Source organism: Empedobacter sp. UBA5924 (assembly GCF_002431085.1).
GTDB lineage: Bacteria > Bacteroidota > Bacteroidia > Flavobacteriales > Weeksellaceae > Empedobacter > Empedobacter falsenii_B.
On the sequence record NZ_DJDM01000026.1, the window covers coordinates 1 to 23901 of the forward strand.

26 protein-coding genes are annotated in these 23901 nt (G+C 32.2%); 19 read left to right on the forward strand and 7 right to left on the reverse strand.

Annotated features, from left to right (window positions below; translation table 11 throughout):
* Positions 1-552 precede the first annotated feature (552 nt).
* Together B3792_RS07095 and B3792_RS07100 are read left to right on the forward strand one after the other, a co-directional pair.
* Positions 553-1089, forward strand: a complete 537-nt coding sequence (locus B3792_RS07095; protein ID WP_125350308.1) for an RNA polymerase sigma factor — start codon at positions 553-555, stop codon at positions 1087-1089.
* 24 nt (positions 1090-1113) lie between these two features.
* Positions 1114-1530 (forward strand): hypothetical protein, encoded by a 417-nt coding sequence (locus B3792_RS07100; protein WP_125350307.1) that lies wholly within the window; start codon positions 1114-1116, stop codon positions 1528-1530.
* A gap of 6 nt (positions 1531-1536) precedes the next feature.
* On the opposite strand, the gene B3792_RS07105 is transcribed toward B3792_RS07100, so the two are convergent.
* The 3 genes from B3792_RS07105 to mnmD form a co-directional block, all read right to left on the reverse strand.
* A complete protein-coding gene (locus tag B3792_RS07105) occupies positions 1537-1833 on the reverse strand; it encodes an ATP-dependent Clp protease adaptor ClpS (RefSeq protein ID WP_180905936.1) in 297 nt (98 codons plus the stop codon).
* 6 nt (positions 1834-1839) lie between these two features.
* Entirely contained in the window at positions 1840-2667 is an 828-nt protein-coding gene (prmA, locus tag B3792_RS07110) for a 50S ribosomal protein L11 methyltransferase (protein WP_291069213.1), read from the reverse strand.
* A 72-nt stretch (positions 2668-2739) separates the two neighbouring features.
* Entirely contained in the window at positions 2740-3456 is a 717-nt protein-coding gene (gene mnmD, locus B3792_RS07115; protein ID WP_114999065.1) for a tRNA (5-methylaminomethyl-2-thiouridine)(34)-methyltransferase MnmD, read from the reverse strand.
* An 80-nt stretch (positions 3457-3536) separates the two neighbouring features.
* Here mnmD and B3792_RS07120 point away from each other — a divergent pair, with 80 nt between their 5' ends.
* From B3792_RS07120 to B3792_RS07130, 3 genes are all read left to right on the forward strand, one after another.
* Positions 3537-4598 (forward strand): branched-chain amino acid aminotransferase, encoded by a 1062-nt coding sequence (locus B3792_RS07120; protein WP_280038161.1) that lies wholly within the window; start codon positions 3537-3539, stop codon positions 4596-4598.
* 105 nt (positions 4599-4703) lie between these two features.
* On the forward strand, positions 4704-5726 hold the full coding sequence (locus tag B3792_RS07125) for a DUF4407 domain-containing protein (RefSeq protein WP_286496044.1): 1023 nt from the start codon (positions 4704-4706) through the stop codon (positions 5724-5726).
* A gap of 54 nt (positions 5727-5780) precedes the next feature.
* Positions 5781-6209: a hypothetical protein gene (locus B3792_RS07130; protein WP_125350302.1), complete on the forward strand. Its 429-nt coding sequence runs from the start codon at positions 5781-5783 to the stop codon at positions 6207-6209.
* Positions 6210-6241: 32 nt separating this feature from the next.
* Here B3792_RS07130 and folP read toward each other — a convergent pair whose 3' ends face one another.
* The gene (folP, locus tag B3792_RS07135) at positions 6242-7069 is read right to left on the reverse strand and encodes a dihydropteroate synthase (RefSeq protein ID WP_291069215.1); all 828 of its coding nucleotides are present in this window, start codon (positions 7067-7069) and stop codon (positions 6242-6244) included.
* 53 nt (positions 7070-7122) lie between these two features.
* Here folP and B3792_RS07140 point away from each other — a divergent pair, with 53 nt between their 5' ends.
* The 6 genes from B3792_RS07140 to B3792_RS07165 all read left to right on the forward strand — a co-directional run bounded on the left by B3792_RS07140 (position 7123) and on the right by B3792_RS07165 (position 12732).
* Complete coding sequence (locus tag B3792_RS07140) at positions 7123-7671, forward strand: DUF1599 domain-containing protein (protein ID WP_038336876.1); 549 nt, start codon at positions 7123-7125, stop codon at positions 7669-7671.
* The gene (locus B3792_RS07145; RefSeq protein WP_291046814.1) at positions 7668-8792 is read left to right on the forward strand and encodes a BT_3928 family protein; all 1125 of its coding nucleotides are present in this window, start codon (positions 7668-7670) and stop codon (positions 8790-8792) included. Before B3792_RS07140 ends, B3792_RS07145 begins: the two co-directional genes overlap by 4 nt.
* A 3-nt stretch (positions 8793-8795) precedes the next feature.
* A complete protein-coding gene (locus B3792_RS07150; protein WP_291052799.1) occupies positions 8796-9878 on the forward strand; it encodes an ABC transporter permease in 1083 nt (360 codons plus the stop codon).
* A 76-nt stretch (positions 9879-9954) separates the two neighbouring features.
* The gene (gene tpiA, locus B3792_RS07155; protein WP_114999079.1) at positions 9955-10713 is read left to right on the forward strand and encodes a triose-phosphate isomerase; all 759 of its coding nucleotides are present in this window, start codon (positions 9955-9957) and stop codon (positions 10711-10713) included.
* Between the two features lie 219 nt (positions 10714-10932).
* Positions 10933-11694, forward strand: a complete 762-nt coding sequence (locus tag B3792_RS07160) for a hypothetical protein (RefSeq protein ID WP_038336870.1) — start codon at positions 10933-10935, stop codon at positions 11692-11694.
* A gap of 123 nt (positions 11695-11817) precedes the next feature.
* A complete protein-coding gene (locus tag B3792_RS07165; RefSeq protein WP_291069217.1) occupies positions 11818-12732 on the forward strand; it encodes a helix-turn-helix transcriptional regulator in 915 nt (304 codons plus the stop codon).
* A 31-nt stretch (positions 12733-12763) separates the two neighbouring features.
* Here the strand turns inward: B3792_RS07165 and B3792_RS07170 are convergent, their stop codons facing one another.
* The gene (locus B3792_RS07170; RefSeq protein ID WP_291069219.1) at positions 12764-14905 is read right to left on the reverse strand and encodes a type IA DNA topoisomerase; all 2142 of its coding nucleotides are present in this window, start codon (positions 14903-14905) and stop codon (positions 12764-12766) included.
* A gap of 323 nt (positions 14906-15228) precedes the next feature.
* On the opposite strand from B3792_RS07170, the gene B3792_RS07175 reads away from it, so the two are divergent.
* The 4 genes from B3792_RS07175 (at position 15229) to B3792_RS07190 (ending at position 18246) form a co-directional block, all read left to right on the forward strand.
* Positions 15229-16041 carry a MotA/TolQ/ExbB proton channel family protein gene (locus B3792_RS07175; protein WP_038336866.1) on the forward strand — a complete coding sequence of 271 codons (813 nt, stop codon included), beginning with the start codon at positions 15229-15231 and terminating at the stop codon, positions 16039-16041.
* Between the two features lie 88 nt (positions 16042-16129).
* On the forward strand, positions 16130-16720 hold the full coding sequence (locus B3792_RS07180; protein WP_280037740.1) for a biopolymer transporter ExbD: 591 nt from the start codon (positions 16130-16132) through the stop codon (positions 16718-16720).
* An 18-nt stretch (positions 16721-16738) separates the two neighbouring features.
* Entirely contained in the window at positions 16739-17266 is a 528-nt protein-coding gene (locus B3792_RS07185) for an ExbD/TolR family protein (RefSeq protein ID WP_038336863.1), read from the forward strand.
* Positions 17267-17298: 32 nt separating this feature from the next.
* Positions 17299-18246 (forward strand): hypothetical protein, encoded by a 948-nt coding sequence (locus B3792_RS07190; RefSeq protein WP_038336862.1) that lies wholly within the window; start codon positions 17299-17301, stop codon positions 18244-18246.
* Positions 18247-18421: 175 nt separating this feature from the next.
* Here B3792_RS07190 and B3792_RS07195 read toward each other — a convergent pair whose 3' ends face one another.
* Entirely contained in the window at positions 18422-19489 is a 1068-nt protein-coding gene (locus tag B3792_RS07195; RefSeq protein ID WP_038336860.1) for a M20 family metallo-hydrolase, read from the reverse strand.
* A complete protein-coding gene (gene argB / locus B3792_RS07200) occupies positions 19483-20250 on the reverse strand; it encodes an acetylglutamate kinase (protein ID WP_038336859.1) in 768 nt (255 codons plus the stop codon). Before argB ends, B3792_RS07195 begins: the two co-directional genes overlap by 7 nt.
* Before the next feature lie 251 nt (positions 20251-20501).
* On the opposite strand from argB, the gene B3792_RS07205 reads away from it, so the two are divergent.
* From B3792_RS07205 to argC, 4 genes are all read left to right on the forward strand, one after another.
* Complete coding sequence (locus B3792_RS07205) at positions 20502-21080, forward strand: GNAT family N-acetyltransferase (protein WP_219034927.1); 579 nt, start codon at positions 20502-20504, stop codon at positions 21078-21080.
* 70 nt (positions 21081-21150) lie between these two features.
* Entirely contained in the window at positions 21151-21603 is a 453-nt protein-coding gene (locus B3792_RS07210) for an arginine repressor (protein WP_221854616.1), read from the forward strand.
* Between the two features lie 7 nt (positions 21604-21610).
* Entirely contained in the window at positions 21611-22792 is a 1182-nt protein-coding gene (gene argG, locus B3792_RS07215; RefSeq protein ID WP_291046818.1) for an argininosuccinate synthase, read from the forward strand.
* Between the two features lie 94 nt (positions 22793-22886).
* A complete protein-coding gene (argC, locus tag B3792_RS07220; RefSeq protein ID WP_291046819.1) occupies positions 22887-23873 on the forward strand; it encodes an N-acetyl-gamma-glutamyl-phosphate reductase in 987 nt (328 codons plus the stop codon).
* Positions 23874-23901 lie beyond the last annotated feature (28 nt).

A 23901-nucleotide genomic window follows, 5' to 3' on the forward strand; every position in this document is an offset into this window, starting at 1 on the left:
AACAACTTGAGGCTTTTTTTGTGGGTATACTTTTTTGTAAAATGTACAAAGTAAAATGTAAGCTACCACATCTCCAGACTATGTTTTATAAAACAAGAAGCTTGCTTTCATCCAACAAGAGCTTCTAATTAGTCAACTAGAAGCTTCTTCTTGATAAAAAGGAAGCTTCCTTTTTGCAACTAACTCAGAACTTACAACCAGCGTTAGGGAGAGTAGTCTAAATCCTTTTGTAGAAATTGGATTTTCTTACTTGTAATAGAATTTTATTCTACAAAAGATTGCAACGGATAGCCCGACCGAGCGATTTACATTTCTTGTTATTGAATTATTAAGAGATAATTGAGGGAGATTGTATAAATACGAGGAATAGAGCGAGTGAATGCCCAAATAAATTTTTCAATAGAAATATACTTTTATTGATAGGTTCATACTTAAGTATATGTGGAATATGGATTTGATTTCATAAAAAAAATATAAAATATAAACTATGTTCAAAATTATTAGAAGTTTATCATTTGAAATTTAATAGCTTTACAGCTTAATATTACTTAATTGGATCAGAAAATATTAGATCACATTTTAGATAAGGATTGGGAACAGGCTTTTAAACTTCTTGTAAAAGATTATCATCAGAGAGTTTATTGGCAAATTCGTCGTATGGTTTTGATTCATGAAGACGCAGATGATATTGCTCAAAATGTTTTTATAAAAATCTATCAAAATTTGAATTCATTCAAAAATGAATCAAAATTATCGACATGGATTTTTAGGATTACTTATAACGAAACCATCAATTTTATTCATAAAAATGCTAAAGAACAAAATGTTTCGTTTGAAGATTATTCGATGAATATTGCAGATGATTTATCTACGGATGAGTATTTTACAGGTGATGAAATTGAGTTGAAACTACAAAAAGCGATTGCAAGTTTGCCAGAAAAGCAGCGCGTAGTATTTATGATGAAATATTATGATGAAATGAAATATGAACAAATTTCTGAAATTTCAGGAACATCTGTTGGTGCGCTAAAGGCGTCTTATCATCATGCAGTTACAAAAATTAAAGAATTTTTAGAGGATGAAGATTAAACCTTTTTAACTTTTTTTTGTCTTATGAATGATATGAAAGAAAATGGATTAAAAAATAATTTTAAGGTTCCAGAGAATTATTTTAAGAATTTAGAAGATGAAATTTATTTTAAAAGCTTAAAACAAAAGGAAAATTATACAACCCCTACTAATTATTTTGACGATTTAGAACAGTCAATTTTATCGAAAACTATTGATAAAAAAGAAACAAAAGTTGTACATTTCAATATTTGGTGGGCTGCTGCTTGTATATTGCTATTAGCATTGGTTGTAACTCCTTTTGTGATTAATTCTACAGAAAAATCTACAGAAGTTGTGGATACAAAAACAGAAAATCATGTTTACGAGAAGATCTATGATTCGTATATAGTGAGTGATCAAAACAAAAAATCGTCCAATGTAACATTAGACGATTCTGATTTTGCTTTATATGATTATTAAGAAATTCTAAATAATTTCTGCACTTAAACCTCGGTTCAATAATTCTGTGCATCGAGGTTTTAAATCTTCTAATTCACCCGTCAAGACTTCGCATTTACCTTTGTAGTGAATCAAAATAGAACATTGTTCCGCTTGCTCTGGCGTGTGTTCACAAACATCAATCAACGATTCGATTACCCAATCAAAAGTATTCACATCATCATTGTAAACAATAATTTGATATTTGTGTGATTCCTGTTCCAATACATCAACAGCCGAATCTTTTTCCGTTTCCCACATGGGTTGCGTTGCGTATTTTGTCATATCATTTTATTTTTTGAAATGTAGCGCAATCCACTCATTTCGTTGTTTTTTAGATACAAATTTCAAACCATTTTCTGTACAAAAAGCTAAGATATCATCAAAATCTTGCTCCATCAATCCACTTAAAAATAAATCACCATTTTCATTCAAAACATTGATGTAAGAAGGAATTTGACTGATTAAAATATTTTTGTTGATATTCGCTAAAATAATGTCAAACTGTTTGCTTCCCAAAAGTGAATTATCACCCATTTTCGCATCTAAACTAACACCATTTCGTTTTCCATTTTCGATAGAATTTTCCACAGCCCACTCGTCAATATCGATACATTCTGCATAATTTGCACCACGTTTCATTCCTAAAATTGCAAGAATTGACGTTCCACAGCCCATGTCCAAAATATCTTTTCCTGTAAATTCAGTTTCCAAGATATATTCTACCATCAAATGTGTTGTAGAGTGATGTCCAGTCCCAAAAGACATTTTTGGTTGAATGATAATTTCGTACGGAATATTTTCAACTGTTTCGTGAAATTCTGCACGAATCAAACATTGGTCATTCACTAAAATTGGCTTGAAATTTTCTTCCCAAGTTGCATTCCAATTTTGTTGTTCAATTTCTTGACGCGTATAAGAAAAATCAATATTCTCGATAGAATCAATCACTTCTTTTACTTGGTCAATATTTTCGTCAGTTTTTGGCATGTAAGCATCAAAACCTTCTTCGTTTTCAACAAAACTTTCAAAGGGTAGTTCAGAAATCATTGCAATAATAATTTCATTAAAAGGCTCTACTTCCGCAACTTTAAATTTATATTCGATATAATTTGTCATAAAAAAATGTAGAAAACATCAAATTGTTTTCCAGCGCAAATTTACGATTTTTATAATTAATGATAAAGGAGATTATTTATCAAATGGAAAGTCCTTCAAACCAACCATCATTTCACGTTTTCCTGGAGGCCCAGGACGTTTTTGTACAATATAGCCCAAATCTTTCAAACCTCTTTTTATGGTTCCTTTCGCTGCATAAGTGGTAAAAATGGCAGATTTTTTAGTTAAAGAATCAACAATTTCTAACAATTCTTTTTCCCATAATTCTGGTTGAACACGAGAACCAAATGCATCAAAATAAACTAAATCAAAATTATTTTCGTTGATATTTTTCAGATTGAAAAAATCTTCTTCCACTTTCTTAACTTCAAAATATGGAGAAATTTTATTCCAATTTTCCCAATTTGAATGAAATAATTGTTGATAATAATCTAAAAACTCTTCTTTTCGATGTTCAAATTCCGGATAAAGTTTGAAAACATTTTCGAAATAATTCACCAATTCAAATTCTTCATCAGAAACTGGAAATTTTTCAATTCCAACATATTGCACTGGAGTTTTATGTTTTTCAGCTTCCATCAAAGTAATGAAAGAATTAAGTCCCGTACCTAATCCAATTTCTATAATTTTTATAGGATTTTTTGTTTCTGTAAAATGATGAAATCCATTTTTTATAAATACATGAAAAGCCTCTTGTACAGCGCCATGCTTAGAATGATAAGATTCATCCCAATCTTCAATATAGATAGTTTTAGATCCATCTTCCGTTTCTTGAATAATTCTTTTCATCGTCGAAAGTTATGATATTTATTATGAAAAAGTGCAAATAAAATGTACCTTTGATAAGCACAAACAAAATATATCATAAAATGATTATAGAAAAAATTGCTGAATCAAAATTTAACGATTCAGTTTTTAACTCTACTACTTTTGGGAAAGAGTTTACAGATCACATGTTGATCGCGCATTACAAAGATGGTAAATGGGATGAGCCAAAAATTGTTCCTTACGGACCAATTTCAATGACTCCAGCAGCGATGTCTTTCCATTATGGTCAAACAATTTTTGAAGGAATGAAAGCCTACAAAAATGATAACGAAGAAGTGTTTATTTTCCGTCCAGAGAAAAACTTCGAGCGTTTTAATTTATCTGCGGCACGTCTTAATATGCCTCAAATTCCGAAAGAAATTTTTATTGATGGTTTAGAAGCTATTATTGATATCGATCGTCAATGGGTACCAAAAGATTACGGAACGTCATTATATATTCGTCCAGTAATGTTCGCAACAGAAGAAGCAGTTTCTGCTAGGGCATCTAACGAATATATTTTTGCTATTTTATTAGCTTATGCTCCTAATTATTACGATAAACCTTTATCAGTAAAAATTGCTGATTATTATAGTCGTTCAGCTCAGGGAGGTGTTGGTTTTGCAAAATGTGGAGGAAACTATGCTGGATCTTTCTTTCCAACTTCTGAAGCTCAAAAAGATGGTTATGATCAAGTAATTTGGACAGATTCTATCGAGCATAAATACATTGAAGAAGCAGGAACAATGAATGTGATGGTACGTATCGGAAATAAAATTTTAACAGCGCCAACGTCTGAGCGTATTTTGAACGGAGTAACACGTGATTCTGTTTTAACTTTAGCAAAAGATAGTGGATATGAAGTAGAAGTACGTCCTGTAGAAGTACAAGAATTGTATGATGCTTACAAATCAGGAGAATTAAAAGAAGTATTTGGATGTGGAACTGCTGTTGTAATTACACAATACGATGCAGTTGGATTTGGTGAAGAGCGTGCTCAATTACCAACTTTAGCTGAAGAAGATTCTTTTGCATTACAATTGAAAAAGAAATTAAAAGATATTCAATACGGATTAGCAGAAGATCCTTATGGATGGAGAATTAAAATCGAAAAACAAGCTTAATTTTGTTTAAGTAAATTTTTTGAAAATATAAGCTGACAATTTGATTGTCAGCTTTTTTTGGCACGATATTTAATAATATGTTATACAAAGTACTATATTTGCAAAATGAATGGACTACAGAAATTTTTAATCATCTGTTCAGGGAGTAGTCTTGAACTCTTGAAAAAAACACCAACAGATATCAACAAACATGTTGGTATTGGAGGTGTCATATTATTTACAGGAATTTTGGCGGCTTTGTCTGCTGGATATGCGCTGAATACTGTTTTTGATAATATATATGCAGCAACAGGTTTTGGTTTGTTGTGGGGATTAATGATTTTTAATCTTGACCGATATATTGTCACATCAATGAAAAAGTCAGGTGGATTTTTTCGTCAGTTTTTTATTGCTTTGCCACGTATTTTGGTTGCAATTTTATTAGGTATTGTGATTTCGAAACCGTTAGAATTAAAAATTTTCGAGAAAGAAATTAACAAGCAATTAAATATTATTGTCAATCGAAATAAAACGGAATTACAAAAAGGAATTGATGCGCGTTATGCTGAATTGGGAACGCCTTTTTCGAATGAACGAAAAGAAATTTATGCAGAAATTGATAAATTAAGAAATGAGTATAATTCAGCTTCTACCGAGTTGGAAAAAGAAGTTGTTGGTACACAAACTGAAACAACAACTGGACGCGAAGGTTATGGACCAAATGCGAAACGAAAAGCAGAATTGAAAAAACAAAAAGCTGCCGAAATCGAAACTTATATTCAACAATCTGCGCCTCGTTTAGCTGAAATTAATAAAGAATTAGATCGATTGAATGTTGCAAAAGAAAAAGAAATTGATGCGGCTAAACCAACCGAAGAGAATTACAATGGTTTTGCTGCACGTATGCAGGCTTTAGACGAATTGTCAGTTAATAATCCAATTTTAGGGACTGCAGCTATTTTTATAGCTCTTGTGTTTATCTCGTTAGAAACTGCGCCAGTTTTAGTGAAATTAATTGCACCAAAAGGACCTTATGATTTTCTCTTAGAAAAACATGAACATTCGTTCAAGATTTTTAGCAAAGAATCGATTCAGGTTATGGATATCAAATCTGAAAAACGTGTGAAACATGAGTTAGAAAAAGTATAAAATTGTAAAAAAGTAACTTCCGTTTGAAGTTACTTTTTTAATTTTGTAATAGATATGGAAACTTATAAAATAGAAATTTACGGAGAAGACGAAAACCAAATTCAACGAATGGAAGAGGTGATTGCTCCAATAAAAGATATACAGGATTATTTTTGGAAAATTCTTTGGGTTGATGGTGAAAGTGAAACGGACGAATATTCGGTTTTCGAATTGCAAGAAGTGATTGATCAACAAGACGGAATTTTTGTGGAATATGATCAGTTAGAAAGTTTGTGTTATAAAATGGAACATGTAACGGAGGCGTTGATTATTGGAGATAGAAAAGAAAATAATTTGCATGTAAATATTGAGGATGAAAATTTATACGACAACGAAGTTGTGTTTGAATTTGTGAAAGATTCACATTGGCAAATTTTGACTTCGGATATCAATATTGTTGATACGTTCAAAGTTTTCTTTCCAAATAGTAAAATCATTGATTAAAAATAAAAGCCACTTTTTAGTGGCTTTCTTATTTATTTTTGATTCAATTTTTGGAAAATTTGTAAGGTTTCTTTTGCTTCTCTTACATCGTGCACACGCAAAATTTTTGCACCTTTTTGTAACGCAACCATATTCAGGACAGAAGTTCCGTTTAAAGCTTCTTGCGGAGTTGTTTCGAATAAATTATAAATCATCGATTTTCTCGAAATTCCGATCAGCAAAGGAAAACCTTCAAAACCTAAAGCTTCCATTTTATTGAATAATTCATAATTATGATCCAATGTTTTTGCAAAACCAAAACCAGGATCTAAAATAATATCATTCACTTTTGCAGCTTTTAATTGCGCAATTTTTTTGGAAAAATATTCGTTTACTTCCAGCGTAATATCTGCATATGCAGGATTATTTTGCATTGTTTTTGGCGTTCCTTTCATATGCATTAAAATGTATGGAACTCGAAGTTCTTTGATTGCATCAAACATATTTTCGTCTAACTCCCAACCCGAAACATCATTTATAATAGAAGCACCAACTTTTACAGCTTCACGTGCAACATTTCCTCGAAAAGTATCAATCGAAATAATCAATTCTGGATATTCTTCAATAATTTTTTCGATAATTGGTGCAGTTCTATCAATTTCTTCCTGCTCCGAAATATTTTCTGCTCCAGGTTTTGTCGAATAACCACCAACATCAATCATATCGGCACCTTCGGACAAGTGTTTTTCAACTTTTTCTAAAATCAAATTCATCGATTGATTACTGCCACCATCGTAAAAAGAGTTTGGCGTTGTATTCAAAATTCCCATAATTTTAGGCTCGTTCAAATCAATCAAACGACCATTACAATTAATTGTCATATCTTAGAAGTTCTTTAAGCAATTTCAATTATTTTTGAAATCGAAACGAAATTATGAAAAATACCTCAATTCAATTTAAAGAAATCATCTCTGTTTGTCGAGATTTATATACAAAAAAATTACAAGATTACGGTCCAGCTTGGCGTGTACTGCGTTTGCCGTCTTTAACAGATCAAATTTTTATCAAGGTAAACCGTATTCGTACGTTGCAAGAAGCAGCGGAGCGTTTGGTTGATGAAGACGAAGAAGGAGAATTTGTGGCAATCGTTAATTATTCGATTATGGCATTGATTCAGTTGGAACTTGGTTTTGCAGATCAGCCAGATTTGACAGACGAACAAGCTATCGAATTTTATGATAAATATGCAACAATTGCGCACGATTTGATGATGAAAAAAAATCATGATTACGGTGAAGCTTGGAGAGATATGCGTGTAAGTTCGATCACAGATTTAATTTATCAGAAAGTTTTGCGCACAAAAAGTATCGAAGATAATAAAGGAAAAACAATTGTGTCTGAAGGTTTAGATGCAAATTATTTGGATATGATTAATTATTCGATTTTCGCAATGATTTTAATTAACGAAAAGAAAGCTTCATGAGGTATTTAGTTCAATTTGCCCGAATTATAGTTGGAGTTATTTTTATAATTTCTGGATTTGTAAAAAATGTAGATCCAATTGGGTTAAGTTTCAAATTAGAAGAATATTTTTCGCCAACAGTTCTTAACATTCCATTTTTAGAAGGTTTGAGTTTGCCTTTGGCAACTTTCTTTTCACTTTTTGAAATAGTTTTAGGCGTTTTATTATTGCTTGGCGTTTGGAAAAGATTTACAACAATAGCTTTATTGTTAACGATTATTTTCTTTACATTTTTGACATTTTATTCAGCTTATTTCAACAAAGTAACCGATTGTGGATGTTTTGGTGATGCACTAAAGTTAGAACCTTGGACATCATTTTACAAAGATGTTGTGCTTTTGGTGTTGATCATTATTTTAGTGATTGGTCAAAAATATATCAAACCATTATTTGTCGAAAAAGCGAATTACGTAATCAATTTTATAACAATTTTAGGTTCTGCAATTATTGCTTATATCGGAATTAATCATTTACCAATTATCGATTTTAGATCTTATGCAGTTGGCAAAAATTTGATTGAAGGAATGAAATCTCCGCAAGAGTTAGGTTTGAAACCAACAACGTATAAAACGATTTACACGATGAAAAACAGTGTTGATGGTAAAGTAGTCGAAATTGATGATGCGCAATATATTGCTGATGACAAATGGTACAAACACGGAACGCCTTGGGTAATTGAAGCGGATAAAACACGAACTATTGTCGAGAAAAAAGGGTACGAACCTCCAATTCATGATTTTAGTTTTGATTGTAATGGCATTGATAAAACTTCTGAGATTCTAAATGCTCCGAAAGCGATTGTTTTTGTTGTTCCTTTTGTTGAAAAGGTAAATGAGAAGCAAATTGAAAAATTGAATATTTTAGGAAAAGAAGCTTCTAAATATAAAGGATATAGAGTTGTTTCGGTTTCAAATAATCCGATTAAAGGTTTGGAACTTGAAAATTGTTTTATGGATCAAACAACAATGAAAACAATTATTCGCTCTAATCCAGGTGTGATGATTTTAGAAAAAGGAACGGTGAAAGCGAAATATCATGACAATGATTTTCCTTCGCTTAATCAATTAGAAGATTTATTTTAACAAGTGATTAATTATATTTTAAATAAAATTTTCTACGGATTTTTGACACTTTTTGGTGTAGTAAGTGTAGTTTTTCTATTGTTTTCGGTACTTCCTGGAGACCCTGCGCGTATGATGCTTGATCAAAAAGAAGATCCAGAGCAATTGGCTCAAATTCGAAAAAACTTAGGTTTAGATCAACCTTTATGGAAACAATATGCGTTTTATATTAATGATTTGTCACCGATTTCTTTTCATAATATTGACGAAAACAATACAACATATACTTCATTAAGTTCTGATAAATACAATTACACAAAATTGATAGATTTCGGAACAAATGAAATGGTTTTGAAAACGCCTTATTTGCGTGAATCTTTTCAAAAACAAGGAAAAAGCGTCAGTACAATTATTGGAGAAACTTTACCAAATACAATGGTTTTGGCAATTGCAGCCATTATTATTGCAACGATAATTGGTGTTGTGTTGGGAATTGTTTCTGCTTTGATGAAAGATACATGGATTGACAGAGTTTTGTTGGTCGTAACAAGCTTTGGTATGAGTATTCCGTCTTTCTTTTCGGCAATTATCATTGCCTATATTTTTGCTTTTTTAATGCATGATATTACAGGGCTGAATATGATTGGAAGTCTATATGAAGTGGATGATTTGGGAGAAGGAAAACATTTGATGTTGAAAAATTTAATTCTTCCAGCAATTACATTAGGTTCGCGTCCGTTAGCGGTTTTTACGCAATTAACACGAAATTCGTTGTTAGAAGTTTTGAACCAAGATTATATCCGAACAGCTTTTGCAAAAGGACTTTCTAGAAAAACGGTGATTACAAAACATGCATTACGAAATGCTTTAAATCCTGTAATTACAGCAATTTCAGGTTGGTTTGCGTCGATGTTGGCAGGATCGGTTTTTGTGGAATTTGTTTTTGGTTGGAATGGTTTAGGAAAAGAAATCGTAAATGCATTGAATACATTAGATTTACCAATTGTGATGGGAGCTGTCTTAGTGATTGCTGTGATGTTTATTGTGATTAATATTTTGGTCGATATTCTTTACGGAATTTTAGATCCTCGCGTTCGCATAAAATAAATCAGTAATAATTTCACGATAAATAATTATCTTGCAGTAAATATTAAAACCAAAATCAAATAAAATACACTTTTTTATGCGTGATAGAATAGTAGCAGGAAACTGGAAAATGAACTTAAATTATGAAGAAGCGATTCATTTAGCAACAAACCTTAATGCTTGGGTGGCAGATAATCATCCAATTGCACAAGTTATTATTGCGCCTTCTTCTATTTATTTACAAACATTGTTAGAAGCTGTAGATGAACAATATGTTAAGATTTCTTCGCAAGATATTTCTGCTCACGAGAAAGGAGCCTATACAGGAGATATTTCTGCAGAACAATTGGATAGTATCGGATTAGATTTCGCTATAATTGGACATTCTGAGCGTAGAGAATACCAAGGAGAAACGGATATTGTGATTGCTGAAAAATTGAAACAAGCTTTTAAATATCAAATTAATCCAATTCTTTGTGTTGGAGAAAAATTAGAAGAACGTGAAGCTGATAAACACTTTGAGGTTGTAAAAACTCAATTAATGGATGCTTTAGTTGCACAAAAACCAGAAGATCTTTCTCGTTTGATTATTGCTTACGAACCAGTTTGGGCAATTGGAACAGGAAAAACAGCTACACCAGAGCAAGCGCAAGAAATTCATGCATTTATTCGTAAAGTTTTGAAGGATGAATTTGGCGTAGAAGTCGCGAATGATACAAGTATTTTGTACGGAGGAAGTGTAAATGCACAGAATGCGAACGAAATTTTTGCTCAACCAGATATCGACGGTGGTCTTGTTGGTGGTGCTTCATTAAAATATGATGATTTTGTGCAGATAATTGCTGCATGTAAATAATATAAAAGCTCAACTTAGTTGAGCTTTTTTTATGTTTTATATTTTCTAAATTTTGAAAAATGATAAATTTAACTCCTCTGAATCCCTTATAAAATCAGTCAATTAAGAAAACTATAACATTTATTAGGATTAATTAAGAGTTTTCGGAACAGTGTCTGCAAAGTTCTAAAATGTACTAACTATTTAAAAAGTATCATTTTTAAACAAAACACATTTATTATGAAAAAATTGACGCAAGTATTAGGAGTCGTAGCAATAGGGTTAGTTTCTTTCTCTTTTACTACAAAAAATGAAATAAAAGTTCCTACAACAGAAATTACAAATAAAGTTGTAGAAGATGCACCTAAAGTTGTCATTTTAGATATTGTAGATAATATCGCTGTAGAATCAGGAACAAATATCGCATCAGAATTTAAAACAAAGTTAGAATCTTTGAATAAAGAAAATGTTCAGGTTCTTTTATGGAAAGATTTAACGAAAGGATTAAAAGATGAAGAGAAAAGATCAATCATCGATAGTTTAAAACCTGAGTTAATCATGACATTAAATTTTGAAAAAACTGATGATAATACAAATAAAGTTGCCGCAGTTGTTTTTAAACAAAATGTTGCATTTAACGAAACAGTTAAAGTAGCAAAAGAGTTAACAGAAAACTTAAATTCAACAGCTGTTAAAAATGACGGAGTTTATCAAAACGAATCAAATTATATTCAAGATAATGCTGCACCATCAATTTTCTTAAGCGTAAAAGTGAAGAATGAACCAACTTCTAACGCAGAAATTGTTGATAAACTTTCTAATTTCATCGAAACAGCGAAAGTTGAAGATAGCACAACTCCAGTTGAAATAACATCAGAAGTAGTAGTAGATTCAGCGGCAGCTACGGTAGACTCAGCTACAACAACAATAGAAGCGGCGGTACAAGATGTAAAAGCAGCTACGAAAGATGCAAAAACAAAAGTAAAAAAATCTAAAAAATAGAATCCGTTTTTTCGAATATTTCATTTTTATTAATGAAGAAAAAGTAACATTTTGTAATGAAATGTTACTTTTTTTTGTTTTTAATTACAGATAACTTAAGTTTGCTCAAACACTTCCAATTCAATGTCAAAACAAGGTTATATCGCGCGTTATTTCAATATTGTTCGTAAATTATCACAACAAAAATATTGTTCTTATGAAGATTTAGAGCGTTTTTTGGAACGAGAATTTGAAATGCTTCAACTTAATGATGATACATTAGAGTTTAATTTCTCTAAACGTACATTACAGCGCGATATTCAAGAAATCAGAAATATATTGGGAATTGATATAATGTATAGTCGCAGTCAGCGTGGATATTATATTATTCAAGACGATTATAGCTCTGATTTATTTCTGAAAACTTTAGAAGAAATTAATAGTTTTTCTGCTTTGAAATTGACAAATTCGCTCGAATCTATTGTGTATTTGGAAAAAAGAAAGCCAAAACGCGCCGAATTTTTACCAGATATTGTACAAGCAATTCAAGGAAAAAAGAAAATTGAATTTCATTATCAAAAATTTGGAGAGGAAAAAGAAACGATTCGTAAAGTTTCTCCAATTGCAATTAGAGAGCACAATAACCGATGGTATTTGATTGCGGATGATAAAGGAATTGTCAAAAATTTTGGTTTGGAACGAATGAATAGAGTTTCGATTTTTAGAGATAAAATTGACGATAATATCGAGTTTAATTACAATGATAAGTACAAATATTCGTTCGGGATTATTGTTCCAAGTTCAGAAAAACCAGAAAAAATAGTGCTTTCTGTGACCAAAAAACAAGCAGCGTATTTAGAATCTTTGCCTTTGCATGAATCTCAACAAATTTTAGAAACTAAAAACGATGAAGTTTTAATTGGATTAGAATTATTTTTGACCGAAGATTTTATCAGCGAAATTCTTTCTATGAGTCGTTCAGTTACAATTATCGAACCTAAAAAATTGAAAGAAAAAGTCAAAACAATTTTAAAAGAAACGTTGGAGAAATATAATTAGCGAGTTTCGAATTTCGAAACTCACTTTATTTTTACATTTCTTCAAATTCTAAATCGAAATTCATTCCCAAAATAGCTTTACCAGTAACTTTTTCTCCATTTTCAGGATTGATTAAACCAGCCATTTTGCCAGTTTTTTGTTTGGTTAACAAATCCAAAATTTGTTTATCGGTTAATTTTTTACTCATAAACTCAAATGGAATTTTGAATCCACATGCTGCAAAGTTTGCACAACCATAAGCTGCTTTTCCTTTTACTAGTTTATGTGTTTTACATTTTGGGCAAGTAGCGTCTTCCAAATTAATTTCTTCTTTTGGTTTACGTTCCTTTTTAGGTTTTTCCTCTGTTTGAACTGAATTTTGATGCGAAGCAATCGGTCTGAAATAACTATTTTTTACATCAAATGTTAGTTTCGAAACCATTTCGATCAATTCTTGTTTGAATTGTTCTAATTCGTATTCACCTTTTTCAATCAAACGAAGTTTTCGTTCCCAAACACCTGTCAATTCAGGAGATTTTAATAATTCATTTTGAATGGTATCAATCAAATCAATACCAGTTTGTGTGGCGATAATATTACGTTTTTTCTTTTCTATGTATTTTCTACGAAACAAGGTTTCGATAATATTTGCACGCGTAGAAGGTCGACCAATTCCATTTTCTTTCATCAATTCGCGCATTTCTTCATCATCCACTTGTCGTCCAGCAGTTTCCATTCCTCGCAATAAAGTTGCTTCTGTATAATGTTTTGGTGGAGTTGTTTTTCCTTTGTGAATAAATGGTTCGTGAGGACCTTTTTCACCAATCTCAAAAATCGGCATTATTTTTTCCTCATCTTTTTCGTCTTCCTTTTTATCTTTTGCATAGACTTCGCGCCAACCCATTTCGAGAATTTGTTTTCCCGTTGCTTTAAAATTTATAGCAGAAAGTTGACCGTCTTTTCCATTATTTTCAACTTTTCCTTCGACAGTTGTGTTGGCAACTTTACACTCTGGATAAAAAACAGCAATAAAACGTCGTGCAACCAAATCATAGATACGTTTTTCTTCGTTCGATAAACCTTGTGGAAAGATTTCTGTAGGAATAATAGCGTGGTGATCGGTTACTTTTGTATTATCAAAAACTGCTTTCGACATCGGAATTGGTTGTGCCATCAAAGGGGCAATCAAATTTTGATAAGCGGTTAATTTATTTAAAATTCCAGGAACTTTAGGATGAATATCTTCCGATAGATAAGTGGTATCAACACGAGGATAGGTCACAAATTTTTTCTCGTAAAGACTTTGTATATATTTTAAGGTATTTTCTGCCGAAAACGCATATTTTTTATTCGCTTCTACTTGTAAAGCAGTTAAATCGAATAGGCGAGGATTTTTTTCACGCCCCTCTTTTACTTCGAAATCAATGATTTCAAACTCTCGATCTTTTATAAAATCTAAACCTTGTTTGGCTTTTTCTTCAGATTTTAAACGAGGTATTGTCGCATTAAACTCTACTTCTTTGAAAATCGTTTTCAATTCCCAATATTCCTCAATAATAAACGCATTGATTTCTTTTTGACGCTGAACAATCATTGCTAATGTAGGTGTTTGGACACGACCAATAGAAAGAACCGTTTTTGGCGGCGCAAATTTTTTGGTAAATAATCGTGTAGCGTTCATTCCTAATAACCAATCGCCAATCGCACGCGCTTGTCCAGCAGAAAAAAGATTGAAATATTTTTCTCCATCTTTCAAATTATCAAAACCTTCTTTAATCGCTTCTTCTGTCAACGAAGAAATCCATAAACGCTTCATTGGCGCTTTAGCACGCGCTTTAAGTAAAACCCAACGTTGTATCAATTCACCTTCCTGTCCAGCATCGCCACAGTTTATTATCTCGTCGACTTGATCGTTCGTAACTAATTTTTCGATGATATGAAATTGTTTCGAGACACCTTTATCTGCAATTAATTTAATTCCGAAACTTTGCGGAATCATTGGCAAATAATTAAGATCCCAGCTTTTCCACTCGGGTGTATAATCTTGCGGTTCTTTTAATGTACACAAGTGTCCGAAAGTCCAAGTGACCTGAAATCCATTTCCTTCATAGTATCCATCGTGCTTTTGATTCGCACCAATTACTTTTGCGATATCTTTAGCAACACTAGGTTTTTCGGCAATACAAACTTTCATAGCATTTATAATTATTGAAGTGCAAAAGTCAAAATAATAATTTAATTCTTAAAAAAAAATATAAATATGTATAATTATTGAATAAATTTGCGATAGGTTATTTTTTGTGGAAAGGCTGATTTTAATAAAATTATACATTGTTTAATATTAGATATATTGTTTTGATTATTTTTTAATTGTCAAATCAGTAAAAAATTCTATTGATTTCAAGTAGATTGAAAATTTAATATGATAACAACGTAAAAAATTTAGAAGAATTAAAAAATTTTCACTTAATTTACACCCACATTAATAAAAATCATAATATTTAAAAGAATTAGTAAATGGAAAAGAATGTAACAGTACCAGCTAAAACTAAAAAGGGAGGTCTTAACCCTGTGATTACTATGATCATTTTAATTGCAATCGCAATGGGGATTTTCAAGTTTGTATTTGGAGCAGAAGGTAATTTCGAAGGAGGTGATGTAGAAAAAGGTAATCCTTTGAACTTTTTAGGAATTATTCATAAAGGAGGGGTGATTATTCCATTCTTAATGTCTTTCTTCTTTATGGTAATCGTTTTCTCTATTGACCGTGTTATCGCTTTAAACAAAGCAAAAGGAACTGGATCTGCTGAGAAGTTTGTAAATGACATTCGTGCTTTATTAAACAAAAATGAAGTTAACAAAGCAATCGAATTATGTGACAAACAAAAAGGAGCTGTAGGTAACGTAGTTAAAGAAGGTTTAACAACTTACAAAGCTTTAGAAAACGACACAACGTTAAACAAAGAGCAAAAATTAGCTCAATTAGGTAAAACGTTAGAAGAAGCGACTACATTAGAAATGCCAACATTAGAGAAAAACATGACTATTATCTCTACAATTGCTTCTGTAGGTACGTTAATTGCCTTAATGGGTACAGTAATCGGTATGATTAAAGCATTCTTCGCATTAGGTGAAGGAGGAGGATCTCCAGATGCAGCTCAATTATCAGTAGGTATTGCCGAAGCCTTAATTAATACAGGTATGGGTATTGGTGCTTCTGCATTCGCTATTATTATGTATGCTTTCTTAACTTCTAAAATTGATGATTTAACATTCAAAATTGACGAAGTAGGAATGAGTATCCAACAATCTTTCTCTGCTCACAATTAATATTCAATTGACGAAGCCTTAGAAGGATAGTATAAGGACAAAATCAAACAACAAACAATTTAGAATATTAATTAATAATACAGAGAAAATGGCAAGAGTAAAACCAAAAAGAAGAGGTCCTTCGATGGACTTAACAGCTATGTCTGACATGGCTTGGCTTTTGTTAACTTTCTTTATTTTGACATCTAACTTTAGAGAACCTGAAGTTGTTCCTGTCGTAACACCAACATCTGTTTCGAACCAAAAAATGGCTGCTGAAAACATGATGATCATTAAAATTGATGGTGAAGGTAAGTTCTTATTCGGATTAGAAGAAAAAGATCGTATTCCTACATTAGAAAGAATGGGTGATAAGTACGGAGTAAAGTTTACAGATGCTGAAAAGAATGCATTCAAAAGCATAGTAGAGTTTGGTGTACCAATGAAAGAGATGAGAAATTATTTGAATCAGTCTACTGATAAACAACAATCATATCATCCAGGTATTCCATTAGATACGATACCGAACAAAAATCAAGAATTAATTGATTGGGTATTTGAAGCAAAAGAAGTGAACCCAGATATTTTCTTGGCAATTAAAGGGGATCAAAAATCTGAATATATTCAATTCAAGAATTTGATTCAACAATTGCAAATGAAAAATATGAATAAGTTCCAGTTAATTACATCTCAAGAATAATTATTAAGAAATTAGAAAATGGCACAAATAGAAAGTCACGATGACGGTGGCGGAAAGAAAGTCCGTTCCAAAAAGAATTCGACGAAAGTCGATATGGCTCCTTTGGTTGATTTAGGTTTCTTATTAATTACTTTCTTTATGTTTGCGGCGACATCGATCAAACCAAATGTAATGAACTTGAATATGCCTCCAAAAATTGACAAATTAGATCCAACTGATAAACCAGAAATAAAATTGAATAATTCTATATCAATTTTAATTGGAAAGGATAATAAGTTATTTTGGCATCAACAAGATCAGGCAGGATTAAACGGAGGAACTCTAAATGAAACTGACTACTCTAAAATTCGTGATGTTATTACAGCAGCACAAGGTAGAGCAGATAAAGATAAGTTTACTGTAATTATCAAACCTATGGATGATGCTACGTATGATAATTTAGTAACTATCTTAGATGAAATGGAAATTACAAAGTCTACTCGTTACGGAATCGTACCTGTTGCACCTTTTGAACAAAAAGTGTTCGACGAAAAAGTAGGTAAATAATTAGTTTAATTGTTAAATTTAAAAGAATTAAAATGTCAGAAAATAACAACAAACTAAAATCCTTAGACGAGATTGTATTTGAAGGTAGAAATAAAGCGTATGGAGCTTATGACATGAGAATGTCTGAGAAGAGTACATTATTGAAAGCTTTCATTCGTGGATTTATAGTAATTGCGATTTTAGCTTTTGGTCTTATTGCTTCTGCAACAGGTTTGTTTGAAAGTAAAAAGTCAGAAGACGTAGTCGTAGATGTTCAGCTTGAGGATTTGAATATTCCTGAGCCTCCAAAAGAGGAAGAAGTGGTTGAACCAGAGCCACCAAAGCCAGAGCCAGAACAAAGATATCAAGAAGAAACAGCTCAGGTTAGAGTGGTTATGCCAGAACCTAAAGCTCAGCCTAAAAAAGAAGAGCCTATTGTCGAAGTAAAGGAAATGGCCGATAAAGATTTAGGTTTAGTAGATAGAGAAGGGCCAAAATCAACAACACAAACTGGAGGTGCTAATGAAGTAAATACTAAAAAAGAAGCACCAAAGGATACACCAAGTACTCCTAATCCAGGGAAAGGTACAGAACCTGCAGCTCCATCTACAGTAACTGCTCGTACAGCGGCTGTAATGGCGGTATATCCTGGTTGTGAGAAAGATGCTGCAAAAGGTAAACAAGCTGCAACAGACTGTTTATCTAAAAAGTTATCACAAGATTTACAAGACGAGTTGCAAGATTTTGCGAATGACGCTGCTGGTCAAGGTTTATCTGGTGTAGTAGCTGCTAAACTTTCTTTCCAAATTGACACTGAAGGTAGAATCGTTGGAATTTCTCCAATGGGTGATGCTAAGTTAGGTCCTGAAGCTAAAAAAGCTTTAGAGCGTATTACACAACGTCAACAAAAAAGAGGGAAAACGATCAAACCTGCTCAAACAGAAGATGGTCGTGCTGCGAAGTTGAATTTCAACATTCCAGTTAAAATGCAAATTGAGTAAGACTTAATTTCATATATAAAAAAAGAGGCTAAAATTAATTAGCCTCTTTTTTTGTGTTTAATTTTTAGAACATATCTTTATGTTTTGCAGGTTTTAATTATCAGTTTTGATAAAATTAAAAAGCATCTTCAATTGTATGAAGATGCTTTTTCGATTATAAGAGTTTATTCTTAATTTAAAACGTAAAATCTTTTAATAAACTTGTATATCGTTCAATTCCATGTTCTATTTCGGATAAATAAATATATTCGTCTGGTGTATGAGAACGAGCTGAATCTCCAGGTCCCATTTTTACCGTTTCGAAATTCATCATTGCTTGATCCGACATTGTTGGCGAACCATATGTTGTACAACCTAATTCGATTCCTTTTTGTACAATTGGATGATTTTCTGAAATACGTGAAGAATTTAAACGCAACGAACGTGCTTTAATTTCTGCTTTTGGTAAACAACTTGAAATAATATCAACAACTTCTTGATTTGAGTACAATTCGTTTACACGACAATCTACAACCAAACGACATTCATCTGGCACAACATTGTGTTGCTTTCCTGCTTCAATTTGTGTAACCGTCATTTTAACTGGTCCTAACATATCCGAAACTCTTTCGAATTGATACGTTTTGAACCAATTCATCACATCAATCGCTTCGTAAATTGCATTTACACCTTCGTTTCTTGCAGCATGTCCAGTTTTCCCTTTTACAATTACGTCCATTACAACCAAACCACGTTCTGCAATTGCCATGTCCATTTGCGTAGGTTCACCTACAATTCCCAAATCGATTTTTGGTAAATTAGGTAAAATACTTGCAACATTTAATTGTCCTGAACTTTCTTCTTCAGCTGTGACTGCGACAATTAGATTAAATGGTAAATCATCATTCAAAAAATTGATATAAGTGGCTAATAAACTTACCGCAGAAGCTCCTGCATCGTTACTTCCTAAACCTACTAATTTATCACCTTCGATTGTAGCTTTTAATGGATCATATGTCCAAGAAGAGCCAAATTTTACAGTGTCGTGATGAGAGTTTAATAAAATTGTTTTTTTGTTCTCATCAAAATTTGGATGAATACTCCAAACATTGTTATTCTGACGATGAGCCGTAGCACCATGATCAGTTAAAAACTTGAAAATAATATCGGCCGTTTTATCTTCTTCGCTCGAAAAAGATTGAGTTTCGATTAATTGACACAACAAATCGACAGCTTTCTTTTTGAGAACAGTTAATTCTAACATAAAATTGTTTTAATCTCTGAGTTAATGTTGCGCGCGTGCACCAAACATACATTTTTTACACCCGCATTGATTACTTTGAATGAATTGTCTAATTTTGGAATCATTCCTTCGAAAATTACACCTTCTTCTTTTAACTGCAAATATAAAGTTTCGTTAATTTTTGGAATCAATGTTGTGTCATCATTTACATCACGAAGTACGCCAATTCTATCAAAACAGAAATTTAATTCTACTTCATTTTCTTGTGACATAGCAACCGCAATTGTAGAGGCAATAGTATCTGCATTAGTATTCAACAATTGTCCATTTCCATCATGTGTAATCGCACAAACTACTGATGTGATATTGTTATCAATTAATAATTGAAATAATTCTTTGTTGACACTTTCATCATTCAAATCTCCAACAAAACCATAATCAATAGTTTTTACAGGACGCTTAGAACCTTTGATTGCATTACCATCTGCACCAGATAAACCTAATGCATTGCATCCAAATTCTTGTAATTTAGAAACGATAGATTTGTTCAAATTTCCAGCATATAATCCTGTCACAACATCCAATGTTGGTTTGTCTGTAATGCGACGACCTTCGATCATTTTTGGTTCGATTCCCAATTGATTTAACATCTTCGAAGCACCTTTTCCTCCTCCATGAACCAAAATTTTAGGTTCTTTAATTTCGGAAAACGTTTGTAGGAATTGTTCTAAGTCTTGCTCGTTATCGATAATTCCGCCTCCTATTTTAATAATTTTCAACATTTTAATAAATATGTAAATTTTGTTTGCTTTTTTTTGGTGATACAAAAATATAATATTTAACTTTGCATCTCAGTATAATAACTGAATATCTTGTTGATTAATGGAAGAAATTACTGAAATTGTTCTTCTCAATTATGAGAGTGGCTTTCGTAATGAAAGCGCACCTTTTGGTTCTCATATTTTACTTAAGTGTGATGACAAAAGGTCATCTTTTTTCAATTCCTCTTTATTAATCGACTTTCCCTTAAATTATGTATGTTAGAATAGCAAATGCAGATGATGCCAAGTACACAGAATTGTTGTGCGAATGGTACGAAGAATCAGCTCGTATGAGAAAAACGGGTATTGCTAAACGAAATCCAGTTTATCTTGAACGCAAAATGCGTAATGGAAATGCTGTGATTGCTTTTGATGATGATGATCAAATAGCAGGGTTTAGCTACATAGAAACGTACGAAGAAGAAAAATTCGTCGTAAACTCAGGTTTAATTGTTCGTACAGATTTAAGGAGTTCAGGAATTGGACGCGAAATAAAACACGCTGTTTTTGAATTGTCACGTACAAAATTCCCGAAATCAAAAATCTTTAGTATTACAACTTCTTTAGCTGTAATGCGTATGAACACAAAATTAGGATACAAGCCAGTAACATTTTCGGAATTAACACAATCGGATGAATTTTGGAATGGATGTAAAAGTTGTAAAAACTATCACATCTTGATGGAAAATGATCGCGAGCGTTGTATTTGCACGGGATTGGTTTATGATAACCTTGATGACGAGTACGCTAAGCGTGCATTGGCAAATCAATCAAAAAAAGAAAATGAATAAATATACGAACTAAGGTTTTTTTTTGTCTAAAATGAGTATATTTGCATAAAATTTCGAATAAATATTCAAAATGAGTAATAAAAAATACAGATTCCAGATTATAAAAGATTTAATAACAGATCAAGAAATAAGTAATCAAGACGAATTATTAAAAAAATTAATTGATTTAGAGATCACAGTTACTCAAGCAACTTTATCGAGAGATTTGCGCGAATTGAAAGTTTCAAAAGTTCCTAATAGTTCGGGACAATACATTTATCGCCTTACAGAAAGTGCTGTTCCAACGGCAACCGTTACACATAACGAAAATGCAAGTTTGATTTTCTCTAAAAATTTGGGAGTTATCAAAACAAAACCAGGTTATGCAAACAGAATCGCTTTTGAGATTGACAACACACATTTCAATACAATAATTGGAACAATTGCTGGAGACGATACGGTATTAATCGTAATGAAAGAAGAGAGTAGTCGTGAAGAGGTTACCAATGAATTAAGAAGAATTATTCCCAATATAAACAAATAAACAAATAATGAGCAACAAAGCAGTTTTAGCTTACAGTGGAGGTTTAGATACATCGTACTGTTTGGTTAACTTAACAAAAGATCAAGGAATGGAAGTGCATACAGTAATTGTAAATACTGGTGGATTTTCGGCAGAAGAGTTAAAAGATATCGAAGAACGTGCCTACGAATTAGGATCTTCTAAACACGTTACAATTGATATTACAGACAAATATTACAACGATTGTGTTCGCTACTTAATCTACGGAAACATCTTGAAAAATAACACTTACCCATTATCAGTAAGTGCAGAACGAATGTTTCAGTCAATTGCAATTGCTCAGTATGCAAAAGATGTAGATGCAGAATACATTGTACATGGATCTACAGGAGCAGGAAATGATCAAATTCGTTTTGATGTTGCTTTTGCAGTTATCTCACCACAATCTAAAATCATTACACCAATTCGCGACGAAAAATTATCTCGTCAACAAGAGGTTGAATATTTACAAGCAAATGGTGTAAACTATAGTTGGGAAAAAGCTAAATACTCTATTAACAGAGGAATTTGGGGAACATCTGTTGGTGGAGTTGAAACATTAACATCTAACCAAGCGTTGCCAGAAGATGCTTATCCAACACAATTATCAAGAACAGAATCATCTGTTATCGAAATTGAATTTGAGAAAGGTATTCCAACTGCTTTAGATGGAGAAAAATTATCTCCAGTAGCTTTAATTCAAAAATTAAACGAAATCGGTGGTGAATACGCAATTGGTCGCGACATCCACGTAGGAGATACAATTTTAGGTATCAAAGGACGTGTAGGTTTCGAAGCGCCAGCAGCTTATTTACTAATCAAAGCACACCACTTATTAGAAAAACATACACTTACAAGATGGCAATTGTTGCACAAAGATTCGTTATCAAACTGGTACGGAACCTTATTGCACGAAGCACAATACTTGGATCCAGTAATGCGTGATATTGAAGCATTCTTAGAATCTTCTCAAAATCATGTAACAGGAAAAGTGAAAGTACAATTAAATCCTTATCATTTCTCAATGATTGGAATAGAATCGCCTTATGATATGATGCAATCTAAAGTCGCTACTTATGGAGAAGAAAACGAAGCTTGGGACAGTAGAGATGCAAGAGGTTTCATCAAAATATTCGGTAATCAATTAAAGATTGTTCATAGTTTCGATTAATTGATTCTTTAAAGTGGATTCCAACGAGCCCACTTTATTTTAGAAATATAGTATAGGTATTATACCTTAAAAAAACACGCGCAAAACATAACAAATGACAAACAAAATTAACGTAAGCATTGTAGGAGGTGCTGGCTACACAGCAGGCGAACTGCTAAGAATATTGATACATCATCCGATGGTTAATATTTCGTCTGTGTACAGTACATCAAATGCAGGCAACCCCGTTACCAAAGTGCACGACGATTTGTTTGGAGAAACTGACATCTTATTTTCGGATAAAATAGACGAAAATGCTGATGTCGTTTTTTTATGCCTTGGTCACGGAAAATCGGCAGAGTTTTTACAGAACAATAAATACTCAGCCAACACAAAAATTATTGATTTGAGTAACGATTTTCGATTAAATGCGAACCACATTTTCGAAGATAGAACGTTTGTTTACGGTTTACCAGAATTAGATCGCGAAGCAATCAAAACAGCTCAAAATATTGCAAATCCAGGTTGTTTTGCAACAGCTATTCAATTAGCATTGTTACCATTGGCAGCGAAAAATGAAATCAAAAATGATATTCATATCAATGCTGTAACGGGTTCTACAGGTGCTGGACAAAGTTTATCAGCTTCTACGCACTTTAGTTGGCGAAACAATAACGTTTCTTTCTACAAAGAATTTACGCATCAACACGAAGGAGAAATTTACCAAACATTGAATCAATTAGAAAAAGATTTCAATAACAAAGTATATTTCTTACCAATGCGAGGAGATTTTGCGCGCGGAATTTTAGCAGGTGTTTATTTAAAATCTGATTTATCAGAAGAAGAAGCAAAAAATATCTTCAACGAATATTACAAAAACGAACCTTTTACACATGTTTCTGACGCACCAATTGCATTGAAACAAGTCGTAAATACCAACAAATGTTTTTTACATATCCAGAAACAAGACGATGTATTGTTAATCACTTCTATCATCGATAATCTAACAAAAGGAGCTTCTGGACAAGCCGTAGAAAACATGAACTTGATGTTCGGTTGGGAAGAAAACTTAGGACTTAATCTTAAAACGGTGGCGTTTTAAAAAGTTGTGAGTATTGAGTTATAAGTTT